The sequence below is a fragment of the Bosea sp. ANAM02 genome (assembly GCF_011764485.1).
Classification (GTDB): Bacteria; Pseudomonadota; Alphaproteobacteria; order Rhizobiales; family Beijerinckiaceae; genus Allobosea.
The window spans coordinates 272,601-287,103 of record NZ_AP022848.1; the positions used below are offsets into that span (position 1 = coordinate 272,601).

The window sequence follows — 14,503 nt, forward strand, 5'->3', positions numbered from 1 at the left end:
TGCTCAGGCCTCGGCCGCCTCGTCGGCTTCCGCCTCAGGCTCCTCGGCCGGCGCCTCGACCCAGCCCGCATGGATGCGGGCGGCCATGATGATCGCTTCCGCCTCCTGGCGCGACAGATCGAAGCCGTCGAGATAGCCAGCGTGACGGGTGGTTTCGCCGTCCTTGCGTTCGGTCCAGCCGACGAGATCATCCGTGGCGCAGCCCGCGAGATCCTCGACGGTCTTCACATCGTTCTCGCCGAGCGCGACCATCATCGATGTGGTGACGCCGTCGACCTCGCGCAAGGCGTCCTCGACGCCGAGCGCGCGGCGCTTCTCGTCCAGCTCCGCCTCAACGGCCGCGAGATGCTCCTGGGCGCGGCTCTGAATCTCGCCGGCGGTATCCTCGTCGAAGCCTTCGATCGAGGCGAGCTCGGCGAGGTCGACATAGGCGAGCTCCTCGACATTGCGGAAGCCTTCCGAGGCCAGGAGCTGGCCGACCGTCTCGTCGACGTTCAGCGCATTCATGAACAGGTCGGTGCGCTGCACGAATTCCTTCTGGCGGCGCTCGGACTCCTCCTGCTCGGTCAGGATGTCGATATCCCAGCCGGTGAGCTGCGAGGCGAGGCGCACGTTCTGGCCGCGGCGGCCGATGGCGAGCGAAAGCTGCTCGTCGGGAACCACGACCTCGATCTTGTCGGCCTCCTCGTCGAGCACGACCTTGGCGACTTCCGCCGGCTGGAGCGCGTTGACGACGAAGGTCGCGACATCCTGCGACCACGGGATGATGTCGATCTTCTCGCCCTGGAGCTCTCCGACCACGGCCTGCACGCGCGAGCCGCGCATGCCGACGCAGGCGCCGACCGGATCGATCGAGGAATCACGCGAGATCACGGCGATCTTGGCGCGCGAGCCCGGATCGCGGGCGACGGCCTTTACCTCGACGATGCCGTCGTAGATCTCGGGCACTTCCTGACCGAAGAGCTTGGCCATGAACTGCGGATGGGTGCGCGACAGGAAGATCTGCGGGCCGCGCGGCTCGCGGCGCACGTCGTAGACATAGGCGCGGGCGCGGTCGCCAACCTTGAAGGTCTCGCGCGGGATCATCTCGTCGCGGCGGATGATCGCCTCGCCACGGCCGAGATCGACGAAGACATTGCCGTATTCGACGCGCTTGACCGCGCCGTTGACGATCTCGCCGATGCGATCCTTGTACTCGTCGTACTGGCGGTCGCGCTCGGCCTCGCGCACCTTCTGGACGATGACCTGCTTGGCCGACTGGGCGGCGATGCGGCCGAAATCGAAGGGCGGCAGCGGATCGGCGATGACGTCGCCGACCTGGGCGGCCGGGTTATGGCGCTTGGCCTCGTCGACGGTGATCTCGATCGCCGGATTCTCGACGTGCTCGACGACCTGGAGATGGCGGGCGAGGCGCAGTTCGCCGGTCTTGGTGTTGATCTCGGCATGGACGTCCGTCTCGATGCCGTAGCGCGAGCGGGCCGCCTTGGCGATGGCGTCCTGCATGGCGTCGACGACGATCTGGCGGTCGATCGACTTCTCGCGGGCGACCGCGTCGGCGATCTGCAGCAGTTCGAGCCGGTTGGCGCTGACGACCATGACGCTCACTCCTCTTCGTTATCGTTTTCGTGCGGGGCCTGCGTGTCGGCCTTCTTCGGCCGCGGCCCCAGCGATTTTCCTCGGCCCTTCTTCGGGCTGGCGATCTCTTCGGCCGGCGGCATTTCCGGCGGCAGGCCGGACTTTCCGCGGCGCAGCGCCTCGGTGATGAGCGCATCCGTGAGCACGAGGCGAGCTTCGGCGATCGCTCGCATCGGAATCGCGACGTCGCGCTCTTCCTCGCTCTTGGCGTCGTCGCGCGTCAGCAGCGCATCCTGGCCGGCGGCACCGCGCAGGATACCACGGAAGCGCTTGCGGCCGGCAACCGGCTCGCTCGTATCGATCTTGGTCAGATGGCCGGCCCAGCGCTCGAAATCGCTGGCGCGCACCAGCGGCCGGTCGATGCCCGGCGACGAGACTTCGAGATGATAGGCCGTCTGGACGGGATCGTCGACGTCGAGCGCCGGCGAGACCGCCTGGCTGATCTCCTCGCAACCCTCGACATTCATCGTGCCATCCGGCCGCTCGGCCATGATCTGCACGGTGCAGCCGTTCTGGCCGGTGACGCGCACGCGCACCAGCCGGTAGCCGAGATCGACGATCGCCGGCTCGATGATCGTCGCGACGCGCGCCGCCACGCCGCTCTCGACGACGAGGCGGGGCTCCTGATCGGCTGCCGCTGCGGGCTCGTGGGTGGGTTCACTCATGGCCTGAGACCGTTCCGTCTGCCTCCGGCGGGTCGCGGCCAATAAAAAAGAGCGGGCCGGTGGGCCCGCTCTTGATCATCGGCGTTAACCGATACCAGAGCTGTTGGGCGCTATTTAGTCCGCATCGCACCGATATGCAAGCTCGGTTGCGGCGGCGCTAACCCGATGGTCATCCTTCGCGTGCCAGATTACGCAACGGGATATGGGTTGAGGACTTGGTATGAGTGCGGTCGGCTCGCTGCTGCGAGATCTCGAATCCACGATGCTGCGCGGCTCGAGCGACGAGCGCGCCGACATCCTGTCGCGGCTGACGGACCTGTTCCTGGCGACCGCCGTCCATATGGACGAGGAGCAGGTCGGCGTCTTCGACGTGGTGATCGGACGCCTGTCGCGGGCCATCGAACTGCGCGCCCGCGTCGAACTGTCCGAGCGGATCGCGCCGGTGCCGAACGCGCCGAGCGGCGTCGTCCGCCAGCTCGCGCTCGACGAGATCGCCGTGGCGCGCGCCGTGCTCGTTCAGTCTCCGCGCCTGTCCGACCAGGACCTCGTGGCGGTCTCCGCCGCCAAGGGGCGCGACCATATGCTCGCCATCACCGAGCGGCCAGAGCTCGGCGAGCCGGTCACCGATTTCCTGATCCTGCGCGGCGGGCGCGTCGTCACCCATGCGGTGGCCGCCAACCAGACCGCGCGCTTCTCCCGGCACGGCATGGGTGTGCTGGTGATGCGGGCGGCGCAGGACGACGCGCTGCAGGCGACGCTGGGCCTGAGGCGCGACATCCCGGCCGAGCTCGTCGACCAGCTCATGACCGCCGCCAAGAATTCCGCCCGGCGCCGCTTGAGCGAAAGCCTCGAGCCGACGCTCGCCAACGATGTCGAGAGCGCGGTCGAGCGCGGGGCCGATGCCATCGCCGCAGGCGGCCAGATGCCGGGCGAGCTCGGCGCGATCAGCGCGGCGCTCGTCGAAATCCGCGAGCTCAACGAGGCCGGACTGCTCGACGAGGCCAAGGTCCGCGCCTACGCCCGCGACGGTGCGACCGAGCATGCGATCTGCGGCGTCGCCGTGCTGGCGCAGCTCGGCCTGCCGGCCAGCGAGCAGATCATTCTCGGCAGCGACCGCGAAGCGGTGCTGCTGGTGGCACGCGCGCTCGGCTGGTCGTGGGACACCACGGCGGCCCTGATCTCGCTGCGCAAGGATTTCGGCAAGTCGCAGGCCGCCGTCGACCGGGCCCGCGAGAGCTTCCGCAACCTCGCCCAGGGCACCGCGCAGCGCGTGCTCGGCTTCCTCAGGATGCGCGACGCAAAGCCGTGAGATAGCTGGAGACGCGCCCTTCGCGGACCGCCTTCGCCTCGTAGCGGGTACGGATCCAGCCGGGATAGGGCGTGCGCCAATCGCCCGGACGCTCGTCGGTCCAGTCGAAATCCGGCGAGGCCATCAGGCGCGACAAGGTCCAGCCGATATAGTCGTCGATGTCGCTGGCGAAGCGGAAGCGCCCGCCGGCTCTCAGCGCCCTAGCGAAGAGGCCCAGCGTATGCTCGGAGACGAAGCGGCGCTTGCGCTGGCGGCGCTTCGGCCAGGGGTCGGGGTAGAGCAGGTCGATCGCGTCGAGGCCGCCGGCCGGGAATCGCGGCAGCAGAAGCGCGGCATCGTCGTCCCAGACCCGGATATTGGTCAGCCCCTCGCGCTCGGCCACCGACAGGAACTTGGCCATGCCGTTGATGAAGGGCTCGACGCCGATGAAGCCGATCTGCGGGCTCTCGCGCATCCGCATCAGCAGATGCTCGCCGCCGCCGAAGCCGATCTCTAGCCGGACCGCCTCCACGGGATGAGGGAACAGCGCCTTGAGATCGGCGATCTCGCCCTCCGGCAGGCGCAGGCGCGGCAGCGTGTGCTCCATCAGATGGTTCTGGCCGTCGCGCAGGGCCTTGCCCTTGCGGCGGCCATAGAAGGCGCGGTCGTCATGATCGGAAGGGTGGGTCATTCGAGATCGTCTCGCAGCAACCGAGGTCATCCTGGACAAGCGGCTTTAGCCGCGCCGATCCGGGATGACGGCGCGGATAGGATGCCTGTAGCAAAATGAAAAGGCCGGAGCGATTGGCTCCGGCCTTTTCAATTCAAGCGACGACGTTGTCTCAGGCGACGGCCTTCTTCAGCGCATCGACGAGATCGGTCTTCTCCCAGGAGAAGGAGCCATCACGGCCCGCCTTGCGGCCGAAATGGCCGTAGGCCGAGGTCTTGGCATAGATCGGCCTGTTGAGGCCGAGATGATTGCGAATGCCGTTCGGGGAGAGATCGACCAGCTTGCCGAGCACGTCCTCGAGCTTGGCCTCGTCGACCTTGCCGGTGCCGTGCAGGTCGACATAGATCGACAGCGGCTTGGCGACGCCGATGGCGTAGGAAAGCTGGATCGTGGCGCGGTCGGCGAGCTTGGCCGCGACGACGTTCTTGGCGAGATAGCGTGCCGCATAGGCGGCCGAACGGTCGACCTTGGTCGGGTCCTTGCCCGAGAAGGCGCCGCCGCCATGCGGAGCCGCGCCACCATAGGTGTCGACGATGATCTTGCGGCCGGTGAGGCCGGCATCGCCGTCAGGACCGCCGATCACGAACTTGCCGGTCGGGTTGATGTGCCAGACCGTGCCCTTGGAGATCCAGCCGTCGGGCAGCGCCTGGCGGATATAGGGCTCGACGATCTTGCGGACGTCGGCCGAGCTCAGCGATTCGTCGAGATGCTGGGTCGAGAGCACGATCTGGGTGACGCCGACCGGCTTGCCGTTCTCATATTTGACGGTGACCTGGCTCTTGGCGTCGGGGCCGAGCTTGGCGGCGTCGCCCTCGCCCTTCTTGCGGGCGAGCGTCAGCGTCTCCAGGATCTTGTGGGCGTAGTAGATCGGGGCGGGCAGCAGCTCGGGCGTCTCGCGGCTGGCATAGCCGAACATGATGCCCTGGTCGCCGGCGCCGACATCCTTGTTGCCGGCCTCGTCGACGCCCACGGCGATATCCGCGGATTGCGGATGCAGCAGCACGTCGATCTTGCACTTCTTCCAGTGGAAGCCGTCCTGCTCGTAGCCGATCGCCTTGATCGCCTTGCGGGCGGCCGACTTGACCTTGCTCTTCATCGCCTTCTCGTCGAGCGAGGTGCGAACCTCGCCGGCGATCACGACGCGATTGGTCGTCGCAAGCGTCTCGCAGGCGACGCGGACCTTGCTCGCGTCCATGCCTGCCTTGGCGGCTTCCTTGAAGAAGAGATCGACGATCTCGTCGGAAATGCGATCGCAGACCTTGTCGGGATGTCCTTCGGACACGGACTCGCTTGTGAACAGATAATTCTGGCGTGACACGGTCGGGGATTCCCTGAAACGGCACATGGAAAAGGCCGGCGCAGCGACGCCAGCCCAACGAACGGTCCGTCATTGCAGCGGACGCGTTCGCCGTCAAGCGCTAAAATCCGCTTATCGGGAAGATCGTTCGTTACACCGAACGAAATGAGTGTGGAATCACGCCGTTCCGGCATCTTCCTCCGCCAGCGCCTCTACGAGATCGATGATCCGGCGGCGCACCCGGCCGCTCTTGATCCGCGTGAAGGCTTTGGTCAGCTGCACGCCTTCGCTGGTGGTGAGGAATTCGGAGATATAGGTCGTGGCGGCCGAATCGGCGAAACCGGTCTCCGGCATGTCCCCGGTCGGCGCGCCGTCGAAGAAAAAGGACACCGGCACGTCCAGCATCTTGGCGATCTGCTGCAGGCGGCTCGCACTGATGCGGTTGGAGCCCTTCTCGTATTTCTGCACCTGCTGGAACGTCAGCCCGAGCGCCTCGCCCAGCTTCTCCTGGCTGACCCCAGCGAGCATTCGACGCATGCGGACGCGGCTACCGACATGCTTGTCGATCGGATTCGGGACCTTCTTGATCATGATTCACCCTGCTTAGGCATCAGTGTCATGACCAGGAGCCGCCATCCTGGTCGGCGCGGTAATCGTCCCTTTATTATAGCCGTCGCAGCTAATCCACCCTCTGGCGCGAAAAAGTTCCAATTGGGATCAATCATGCGCCCGAAACCGGGAAAATGCCAGGAAAAGCAGCAGAAGCCCGGCAAAAATGCTGTCGCCCAGCCGTCCATAGGGTGTGACGGGGCCGGCGCGCGGCAGGCCCGAATCCAGCACACCCTCGACGCCGAGCGGCAGGCTCGCCACCGTCCGGCCGTAAGCATCGACCACCGCGGAGATTCCGGTATTGGCGACGCGCACCAGCGGCAGGCCTTCCTCGATGCTGCGCAGGCGCGCCTGCGCGAAATGCTGGTAGGGGCCGCTGGTCTGGCCGAACCAGCCATCGTTGGTGAGATTCAGGAAGAACCCGGCGCGCGGGCCGCGCGCGGCGACCTCGCCGGGAAACACCGCCTCGTAGCAGATCAGGGGCGCCGCCGTGGGGAGCCCCTTGATTGCGAGCTGGGTGCGGGCGCTGCCCGCCGCGAATCCGCCGGGAATCGCGACGAACTGCGACAGGCCGACGCCGCGAATCAGCCTGTCCAGGATGGGAGGCAGATACTCGCCGAAGGGAACGAGATGGACCTTGTCGTAGCTGGCGAGGATGACGCCCTCGTCGTTGACCACCTGGATCGCATTGTAGATCGGCGGTCGGCTCTCGCCGGGCAGCATCTCGCCGGCGCGCGCCGCACCGGTGACCAGCGTCACATCGGGCGGGAGCGCCGCGCCGATACGGGACAGGGCACCGGGCGTGCGGCCGAGCAGGAACGGGAAGGCGGATTCCGGCCAGATCAGATGCGTGACGCCCTGGAGGCCCGGCGTGGTCGGGCTGGTCGCCCGGTCGCTCAGCTCCAGATAGCGTTCGAGGATCGCCGCACCGCTATTGCTGTTGAACTTGGCATCCTGCGGCAGGTTGGGCTGCATCAAGCGCAGCTTCACCCCCGCCACGAGCGGCGAGGGGGCATCGGGCATGCGCCAGAGCCCGAAGGCGAAGAGACCGGCCAGCGCGACGAAAGCGAGGAGCAGCGGCAAGCGGCTGCCTGACGCCGTGCGCGCCGTTCCGAGCACGGCCGGAGCCGCGCCGATCGCCACCGCGAACAGGGTCAATCCGTAGAGCCCGATCAGCGCGGCCGCCTGCGCGAGATGGATCTCGCCGGCCAGCATCATGCCGTAGACGTTCCAGGGGAAGCCGGTCAGGACATGGCCGCGCAGCCATTCGCTGAGCGCGAGCATCGCAGCGAGCACGAGGATGCGGCCGGCGCCCCTCGGCCAGGCCAGGCGCGCGAAACCAAAGGCGAAAGCCGGAAAGAGGGCGAGGAACGCCGGCAGGGCGACGACGCCGAGCGGCATCGCCCAGGCGAACTTATCGGCTTCGACCAGAAAGGCGGCACCGAGCCACCAGAGTCCGGCGATGAAAAAGCCGAAGCCCCACCACCATCCAGCGGCGAAAGCGGCCCTGAAACGGCTCCAGGCGCTGATGCCGACGGCGCCGTCGATCAGCCAGACCGCGTTTGTCATCGGCACGACGATGACAGGCCAGAGATCAAGCGGCGGCAGGGCGAGCGCGCCGCTCGCACCGGCGGCGAGCGCGATCAGGCGCTTCCGCCAGCCCCAACCCAGGATGACGGCCTCGGCTACCCGCGCCAGGGCCATCAGCCGGGCTCCATCGCCGGTTCCTCGGGCGCGGGCTCGCTCTGGCAATGAATGGTCAGGCGCTTCACGCGGCGCTGGTCGGAATCGAGGATCTCGAAGCTGAGCCCGTCCGGGCCCTTCACGGTCTCGCCCTGGGCTGGGACGCGGCCCGCCAGCGTGACGATCAGACCGCCCAGCGTGTCGATGTCGTCGGCGACCTCGTTGCCGGAGAGGTCGACGCCGGTCGCCTCCTTGAGCTCGTCCAGGGTCGCGCGGGCATCGGCCGTGTAGCGGTTCTCGCCGGCCGGGACGATCGGAGTCTCCTCGAGATCGTGCTCGTCCTCGATATCGCCGACGACGATCTCGATCAGGTCCTCGATCGAGACGAGGCCGTCGGTCCCGCCATATTCGTCGATGACGAGGGCGATATGCGTGCGGGTCGACTGCATGCGGACGAGCAGATCGACCGCCGGCATCGAGGGCGGAACATAGAGGACCGGGCGCAGCAGCTTGGTCTCGGACAGGCGCGTCGCGAGATCGACGGCGGAGAGCGTGTGCGGGATCGCGAGCTTGCCGTTCTCGTCCGGCGGTCCGTTCTCGCCGGGCCGGGCCTTCTCGGCGATGTATTCGAGGAAGTCGCGGATATGGACCATGCCGCGGGGATCATCGAGCGTGTCGTCGAAGACCGGCAGGCGCGAATGGCCGGCGGTGCGGAAATGCGCAAGCAATTCGTCCAGCGTCGCCTCGGCCGGGACCGCGACGATATCGGCGCGCGGGATCATGACGTCGCCGACGCGGCGCTCGCGCAGGCTCAGCACATTGGTGAGCATCGCCCGTTCCTGCACGGAGAGATCGGCGAGCTCGCCATTCTCCTCGGCCAGGGCCTCGACGATCTCCTCGCGGGCCGTGCCGCCGCCGCGCAGGCCGAGCCGGTCGAGGAACTGGCCGAGCCAGTGGCCTAGGCCACGGCCGGCGGTTTCATTCTGGGATTGTCGACCGTCGTCGCTCATGATCGTGGGGGCTTATGCGGAAGAAGGAACGGGCGCCGCGACGAGCTCGGCACCGGCATAGGGATCGGCCACGCCGAGGCGGGCAAGGGCTTCGACTTCGAGCGTTTCCATGCGGCGCGCCTCGTCCTCGGTCTCGTGATCCTCGCCGAGGAGATGGAGCAGGCCGTGGATGGCGAGGTGGCGCAGATGATCCACCACGCTCTTGGATTCGGCCTCCGCCTCGCGCAGCACGGTCTCGTAGGCGATGACGATGTCGCCGAGCAGCGGGCTCTGCGCGATGCGCTCCGGCGGCGCGGCCGGGAAGGAGAGCACGTTCGTCGCCTTGTCGAAGCCGCGCCAATCGCGGTTGACGATGCGGATGCGCTTGTCGTCGGTGAGCAGCAGGCTGAGCTCGGCGCCGGCCATGGGCTTGCGCGGGGAGACCGCGATGCCGGCCTCCAGCGCCTCGTTCAGCAGGGCACGCAGGCCCGGCAGCTTGCCGAGCTCGCTCCAGCGGCGCGATTGCGCCCTGACGTCGAGATGGATCTCGGGAGACGTCGTCTCGGGTGGCGGCGCCGAGCGCCGCCCGCGAGGTCGATCCTTCATCGCGGCCGCTCCCGCGCCAACATCCGCTTCAGCCCTTCGCTGTCGCCTTCCCGGTTGATGTCCGGGGGCGTTTCGGGATTGCGCAAGCGCTCCTCCCGTTCCGCGCGCTCATGACGCGCAGCGCTCTCATAGGCCATGACGATGCGTCGCACCAGTTCATGCCTGACGACGTCGCCTTCCTCGAAGCGGGCATAGCCGACGCCCTCGACATCCTTGAGCAGCTTGACGGCCTCGACGAGCCCGGAACGCTGGCCCGGCGGCAGGTCGATCTGCGAGGGATCGCCGGTGATGATCATGCGCGAGCCCTCGCCCAGGCGGGTGAGGAACATCTTCATCTGCATCGAGGTGGCGTTCTGCGCCTCGTCGAGCAGCACCACGGCATTCGAGAGCGTACGGCCGCGCATGAAGGCGAGCGGCGCGATCTCGATCATGCCGGTCTGGAGGCCACGCTCGACATGGCGCGCCTCCATGAAATCGTTCAGCGCGTCGTAGATCGGGCGCAGATAGGGATCGACCTTCTCACGCATGTCGCCGGGCAGGAAGCCGAGGCGCTCGCCGGCTTCGACGGCCGGGCGCGACAGGATCATGCGCTCGACCACCCCCTGCTCGATCAGCGAGACCGCGTGCCCGACCGCGAGCCAGGTCTTGCCGGTGCCGGCCGGGCCTTCTGCGAGGACGAGTTCGTGGCGCTTGAGCTGGCGCAGATAGGCGTCCTGCGCCGCATTGCGCGCCCGGACCGGCCCGCGCTTGCGCGTCACGACCGCGTCGAAGTAGGCCTTGCCGGCATCGGCTGTCGGGAAGAGCGAGCGCTGCACGTTGCTTTCCTCGATCGCGCCGTCGACCTCGCCGAGCGTAACGGGGGCGCCGGCCTTGGCGCGGGCATAGAGCGTCTTGAGCACGCGTCCTGCCTGTTCGGCCGTCTCGCGGGCGCCCTTTACCGTGACGTGATTGCCGTTGGGGCTGACCACGACGCCGAGCCGGCGCTCGAGATGGGCAAGGTTCTGGTCGTACTGGCCGAAGACCAGACTCGCGAGCCGGTTGTCGTCGAAGGAGAGCACGACCTCCGTCGCCGCGAGCCCCTCGCGAACCGCGCTTTCGCGCACGCCGCCCTCGGGGCGGGCGGGCGCGAGGTCGCGCCGCGGGTTACGGTCGGGTCTCTGCGTCGAATCAGCCTGTGCCAAATGCGTCGCCTCGCTTCAAGCCGGGGTGGCGGAGGATGGTCCGGCCCCGGCACCTGTTCCAACCGGGCAGGAGCGCCCGGCCGGGTCGTCTCACAGCATAACCGGACGCAACGATTTCAGCCTGATGACAGGCCGGCGCCCGTCCCTGGCAAATGGTGACGAGACGAGGCGCGCTCAAGCGGCCAGGCCCTTTCCATCGGTCTCGCCGGGCTCAGCCAGCCGGCCGAACAGGGAATTCGTGCTCGTCTTCTCGATCACCACCCGCACGATATCGCCGATCTGATTCGCGTCGCTCTCGATCTGCACAGCCTGCAGATAGGGCGACTTGCCGGCAAGCTGTCCGGGATAGCGTCCCGCTCTTTCCAGGAGGACATCCACCGTCCGTCCGACCATGGCCCGGTTGAAGGCCTGCCGATGATGCTCGATGCGCTCCTGCAGGCGGTAGAGCCGCTCGTTCATCAGCTCGCGCGGGACCTGCGCGTCGAGATCGGCCGCCGGCGTGCCGGGGCGCGGCGAATAGTTGAAGGAATAGCTGGAGGCGAAGCCGATCTCCTCGACAAGGCGGATCGTGTCCTCGAAATCGGCATCGGTCTCGCCGGGGAAACCGACGATGAAATCCGAGGAGAGCGCGATATCGGGCCGGGCCTCGCGGATGCGCTCGATCAGGCGGCGATACTCGTCGCCGGTATGCTTGCGGTTCATCGCGGCGAGGATGCGGTCGGAGCCCGCCTGTACCGGCAGATGCAGGAAGGGCATGACCTGCGGCAGGTCGCGATGGGCAGCGATGAGGTCGTCGTCCATGTCTCTGGGATGGCTGGTGGTATAGCGGATGCGGGCGATGCCCGACACCTCCGCGACGCGGTGCATCAGGCGCGCCAGGCTCCAGACGGCGCCGTCCGGCCCCTCGCCGTGATAGGCGTTGACGTTCTGCCCGATCAGGGTGACGTCGCGCACGCCGGCCCCGGCGAGACGCTCGACCTCGGCCATGATCTGCGCGACTGGCCGGGAGAATTCGGCGCCACGCGTATAGGGCACGACGCAGAAAGCGCAGAACTTGTCGCAGCCTTCCTGGACCGTGACGAAGGCCGAGACGCCGCGCGCCAGGATCGCCTGACGCTTCGGCGCCGGCAGGAAGCCGAACTTGTCCTCGACCGGCAGGTCGGTATCGACGACGCGGCGCTTGCCCGCCTCGGCCAGCAATTCGGGGAGTCGATGATAGGCCTGCGGCCCGACCACGAGATCGACGGCGGGCTGGCGGCGCTGAATCTCGCCGCCCTCCGCCTGAGCGACGCAGCCGGCGACGACGATCTTCGTCTCCTGCCCCTCGGCGCCTTGCGCCTTCTTGATGTCGCGCAGCTTGCCGAGCTCGGTATAGACCTTCTGCACCGCACGGTCGCGGATATGGCAGGTGTTGAGCAGGATGAGATCCGCGCCCTCCGGCGTCGCCGTCTCCTCATAGCCCTGATGGCTCAGGATATCGGCCATGCGCTGCCCGTCATAGACGTTCATCTGGCAGCCGAAGGACTTGATATGGACTTTCTTCATCGGTGCGGATCAGGTCTCCAAAACGCATCCTTTACTGCGGATCGGGCGCCTTGGGAACGGCTCAGGGGCGCGGGGGAAAGATAAGCAAGCGGCGGACCAACCGGGTTCACATCTCCGCGCGGCCGGTGACGGCCTGCCGGCGCGCCTTGCGAACGGATGCTTCGGCGAGGCGCGTCGCTTCCTTGCGCGAGGTCGCCCGGCCCATCACGATCGGTTCACCCCAGACCAGTTCGACATCGACCGCGCCCCAGTCCAGCACAAGCTTGAGATGCGGCCAGAGCTCGGTATCGCCGTACCAGGCGAGCGCCGCGCGCCCGTCGCGCCCGCCCGGCAGGCCCTGCCAGCCGGTATAGGTGATGGTCAACGGATAGACCGTCACATCCGCCGTGGCGTCGCCCATGGCCTGATGCGCGGCGCCGAGCAGCGAGGAGCGGAAAGGCAGGATGCGCGTGCCGTCGCCGGTCGTCCCCTCAGCGAAAAGCACGACCTCCTCGCCATCGGCGATGCGGGCGCCCATGGTCGCGGCCATGCCGGCGGTCGCACTGCGGCGTTGGCGGTCGATGTAGAGTGTGCGCTGGAGATTGGCAAGGAAGCCGACCACCGGCCATTCGCCGACCTCGCTCTTGGCGACGAAGGCCAATTCGCGCTCGGCACCGATCACGCCGATATCGAGCCAGGAGACGTGGTTGGCGACGATCAGCGCCCCGGTTCCGGCCGGCGGCGGCGCGCCCCGCACGCGCGTGCGCACGCCGAGGCACCAGCAGGTCAGGCGGTGGAAGCGCAGCGGCAGGGCGCCCCGTCGCGACGGCATGACCCGCATGACGACGAGCTGGGCGAGGACGAGCCCGAGCGTGCCGGTACACAGCATCGCCAGACGGGCGAGCGCACCGAAGCGGAGTCCGTTCATGCTGAGGCGGGTCCGGTCATCGGCGAAGCGGCGGCGCTCGTGGAAGCTGGAGCGCCGTCAATGGCGCGATTGAGCCGGCTTGTCACGCGAGATCGAGCCGCATCGCGATCGCGGTCGCCCGCGTGCCGTCCGGCTTGGGGTAATAGCCCTTGCGCCGCCCGACCTCGCGGAAACCGAAATGGCGGTAGAGCCGCTCTGCCGGCTGATTGCCCTCCTCGACTTCGAGAAAGACCTGGGTCGCGCCCTCCTCGGCCAATCGGGCAAGATGCGCGGCGAGCAAGGCGCGGCCAAAACCATCGCGGCGACGGGCGGGCGCGACGACGATGCTCAGGATCTCGGCCTCGTCGGCGGCCTTGCGCGAGATGACGAAGCCCTCGGGATGCTGGCCGCCGCCGCTGAAGACGCCATCGGCCACGACCGCTGCATCGGCGATCAGCGCCGCGCATTCGGCCGGCTCCCAGCCACGGGCGAAGCCACCCTGGTGATGCAGGGTCGCGACGTCACGGGCATGGCCGGTGTCGAGCCGTATCGTCCGCAGCGGGACCGAATCAGGGTTCAGCAATCTGCGCAGCCAGGCCATGCCCCCTGTTGCCACAGGATGACGCAGCGGCAACCACCATTTGGAGGATGCGCTCACCGGCGCGGCAGGCGGGCTTTGTCCTGCGGCGTCGTCTCGGGCGCCTTCAGGTAGAGCGGGCGGGGCGGGGCCGTCTCTGGATCGGCGATGAAGCCCAGCCGGGCGACCCAAGCGATATCCGGCGCCCTGGCATCGTCGATCACCAGCGCGTCGAGCCCGATCGCCCAGGCTTCGTTGGCGACGGCAAGCGCCGACGAGCCGACAAGGCTGACCGGGCCTGCGCCGATGGCGCGGGCCGCGTCGCGATAGCTGACCTGCCGGAGCGAGACCAGCGGCTTGCCCTCGGCGGTGAGGGCCTGGAACCAGACCTGGCCATGCCTGGCATCGAGCGCAGCGGCGATGACGCGGCCCGATTCGCGCCCGATCAGGGGCGCGGCGCAGGCCGCGACCGTGGTGACGCCGACGGCCGGGATGCCGGCGGCGAAGGCGATGGCGCGCGCCGCGCTGACGCCGACCCGCAGGCCGGTATAGCTGCCAGGGCCGACGGTGACGGCGACCCGCGAGAGCGAGCCGAAGCCGCCCTCGACATCCTTCATGACGCGCTCGACCAGCGGCATCAGCGCCTCGGCATGGCCGCGATCCATCGCGATCTGCTCGATCGCCAACGGTTTCACCATGTCGGCCGTGTCCAGCACGCAGGCCGAACAGGCGCCGAGCGCGGTATCGATCGCGAGAATGCGCATCAGGATGTCATTCCGCAAAAGACCCGGCTCATCGTCACCAATAATCCC

14 protein-coding genes are annotated in these 14,503 nt (G+C 67.9%); 1 reads left to right on the forward strand and 13 read right to left on the reverse strand.

The annotated features are described in order from the left end of the window. Nucleotides 1–3: 3 nt before the first annotated feature. Both nusA and rimP read right to left on the reverse strand, forming a co-directional pair. The gene (gene nusA, locus OCUBac02_RS01330; protein WP_173043166.1) at nucleotides 4–1,596 is read right to left on the reverse strand and encodes a transcription termination factor NusA; all 1,593 of its coding nucleotides are present in this window, start codon (nucleotides 1,594–1,596) and stop codon (nucleotides 4–6) included. A gap of 5 nt (nucleotides 1,597–1,601) precedes the next feature. Next, nucleotides 1,602–2,300, reverse strand: coding sequence for a ribosome maturation factor RimP (rimP, locus tag OCUBac02_RS01335; protein WP_082009843.1), 699 nt, complete (start codon nucleotides 2,298–2,300; stop codon nucleotides 1,602–1,604). A gap of 220 nt (nucleotides 2,301–2,520) precedes the next feature. Between rimP and OCUBac02_RS01340 the strand changes: the two genes are divergently transcribed. After that, nucleotides 2,521–3,609, forward strand: a complete 1,089-nt coding sequence (locus tag OCUBac02_RS01340) for a DUF2336 domain-containing protein (RefSeq protein WP_047580159.1) — start codon at nucleotides 2,521–2,523, stop codon at nucleotides 3,607–3,609. Here OCUBac02_RS01340 and trmB read toward each other — a convergent pair. The 11 genes from trmB to tsaB all read right to left on the reverse strand — a co-directional run bounded on the left by trmB (nucleotide 3,584) and on the right by tsaB (nucleotide 14,455). Then, nucleotides 3,584–4,279 carry a tRNA (guanine(46)-N(7))-methyltransferase TrmB gene (gene trmB / locus OCUBac02_RS01345; protein WP_244639059.1) on the reverse strand — a complete coding sequence of 232 codons (696 nt, stop codon included), beginning with the start codon at nucleotides 4,277–4,279 and terminating at the stop codon, nucleotides 3,584–3,586. The two genes, OCUBac02_RS01340 and trmB, sit on opposite strands and share 26 nt — an antisense overlap. 151 nt (nucleotides 4,280–4,430) lie before the next feature. Further along, the gene (gene metK, locus OCUBac02_RS01350) at nucleotides 4,431–5,663 is read right to left on the reverse strand and encodes a methionine adenosyltransferase (RefSeq protein WP_173043167.1); all 1,233 of its coding nucleotides are present in this window, start codon (nucleotides 5,661–5,663) and stop codon (nucleotides 4,431–4,433) included. Nucleotides 5,664–5,792: 129 nt separating this feature from the next. Beyond that, complete coding sequence (locus tag OCUBac02_RS01355; protein ID WP_173043168.1) at nucleotides 5,793–6,206, reverse strand: helix-turn-helix domain-containing protein; 414 nt, start codon at nucleotides 6,204–6,206, stop codon at nucleotides 5,793–5,795. Between the two features lie 126 nt (nucleotides 6,207–6,332). Next, nucleotides 6,333–7,928 (reverse strand): apolipoprotein N-acyltransferase, encoded by a 1,596-nt coding sequence (gene lnt, locus OCUBac02_RS01360; RefSeq protein WP_173043169.1) that lies wholly within the window; start codon nucleotides 7,926–7,928, stop codon nucleotides 6,333–6,335. Next, complete coding sequence (locus OCUBac02_RS01365) at nucleotides 7,928–8,917, reverse strand: hemolysin family protein (protein WP_052232409.1); 990 nt, start codon at nucleotides 8,915–8,917, stop codon at nucleotides 7,928–7,930. Before OCUBac02_RS01365 ends, lnt begins: the two co-directional genes overlap by 1 nt. Before the next feature lie 12 nt (nucleotides 8,918–8,929). Beyond that, on the reverse strand, nucleotides 8,930–9,502 hold the full coding sequence (ybeY, locus tag OCUBac02_RS01370; protein WP_173043170.1) for an rRNA maturation RNase YbeY: 573 nt from the start codon (nucleotides 9,500–9,502) through the stop codon (nucleotides 8,930–8,932). Then, nucleotides 9,499–10,683, reverse strand: a complete 1,185-nt coding sequence (locus OCUBac02_RS01375; RefSeq protein ID WP_465247748.1) for a PhoH family protein — start codon at nucleotides 10,681–10,683, stop codon at nucleotides 9,499–9,501. Before OCUBac02_RS01375 ends, ybeY begins: the two co-directional genes overlap by 4 nt. Before the next feature lie 174 nt (nucleotides 10,684–10,857). Beyond that, nucleotides 10,858–12,228, reverse strand: a complete 1,371-nt coding sequence (gene miaB / locus OCUBac02_RS01380; protein ID WP_173043171.1) for a tRNA (N6-isopentenyl adenosine(37)-C2)-methylthiotransferase MiaB — start codon at nucleotides 12,226–12,228, stop codon at nucleotides 10,858–10,860. Between the two features lie 106 nt (nucleotides 12,229–12,334). Next, complete coding sequence (locus OCUBac02_RS01385) at nucleotides 12,335–13,135, reverse strand: lysophospholipid acyltransferase family protein (RefSeq protein WP_047580165.1); 801 nt, start codon at nucleotides 13,133–13,135, stop codon at nucleotides 12,335–12,337. 82 nt (nucleotides 13,136–13,217) lie between these two features. Further along, complete coding sequence (locus tag OCUBac02_RS01390) at nucleotides 13,218–13,715, reverse strand: GNAT family N-acetyltransferase (protein WP_173043172.1); 498 nt, start codon at nucleotides 13,713–13,715, stop codon at nucleotides 13,218–13,220. A gap of 53 nt (nucleotides 13,716–13,768) precedes the next feature. Continuing rightward, entirely contained in the window at nucleotides 13,769–14,455 is a 687-nt protein-coding gene (tsaB, locus tag OCUBac02_RS01395; protein WP_173043173.1) for a tRNA (adenosine(37)-N6)-threonylcarbamoyltransferase complex dimerization subunit type 1 TsaB, read from the reverse strand. Nucleotides 14,456–14,503: the final 48 nt, after the last annotated feature.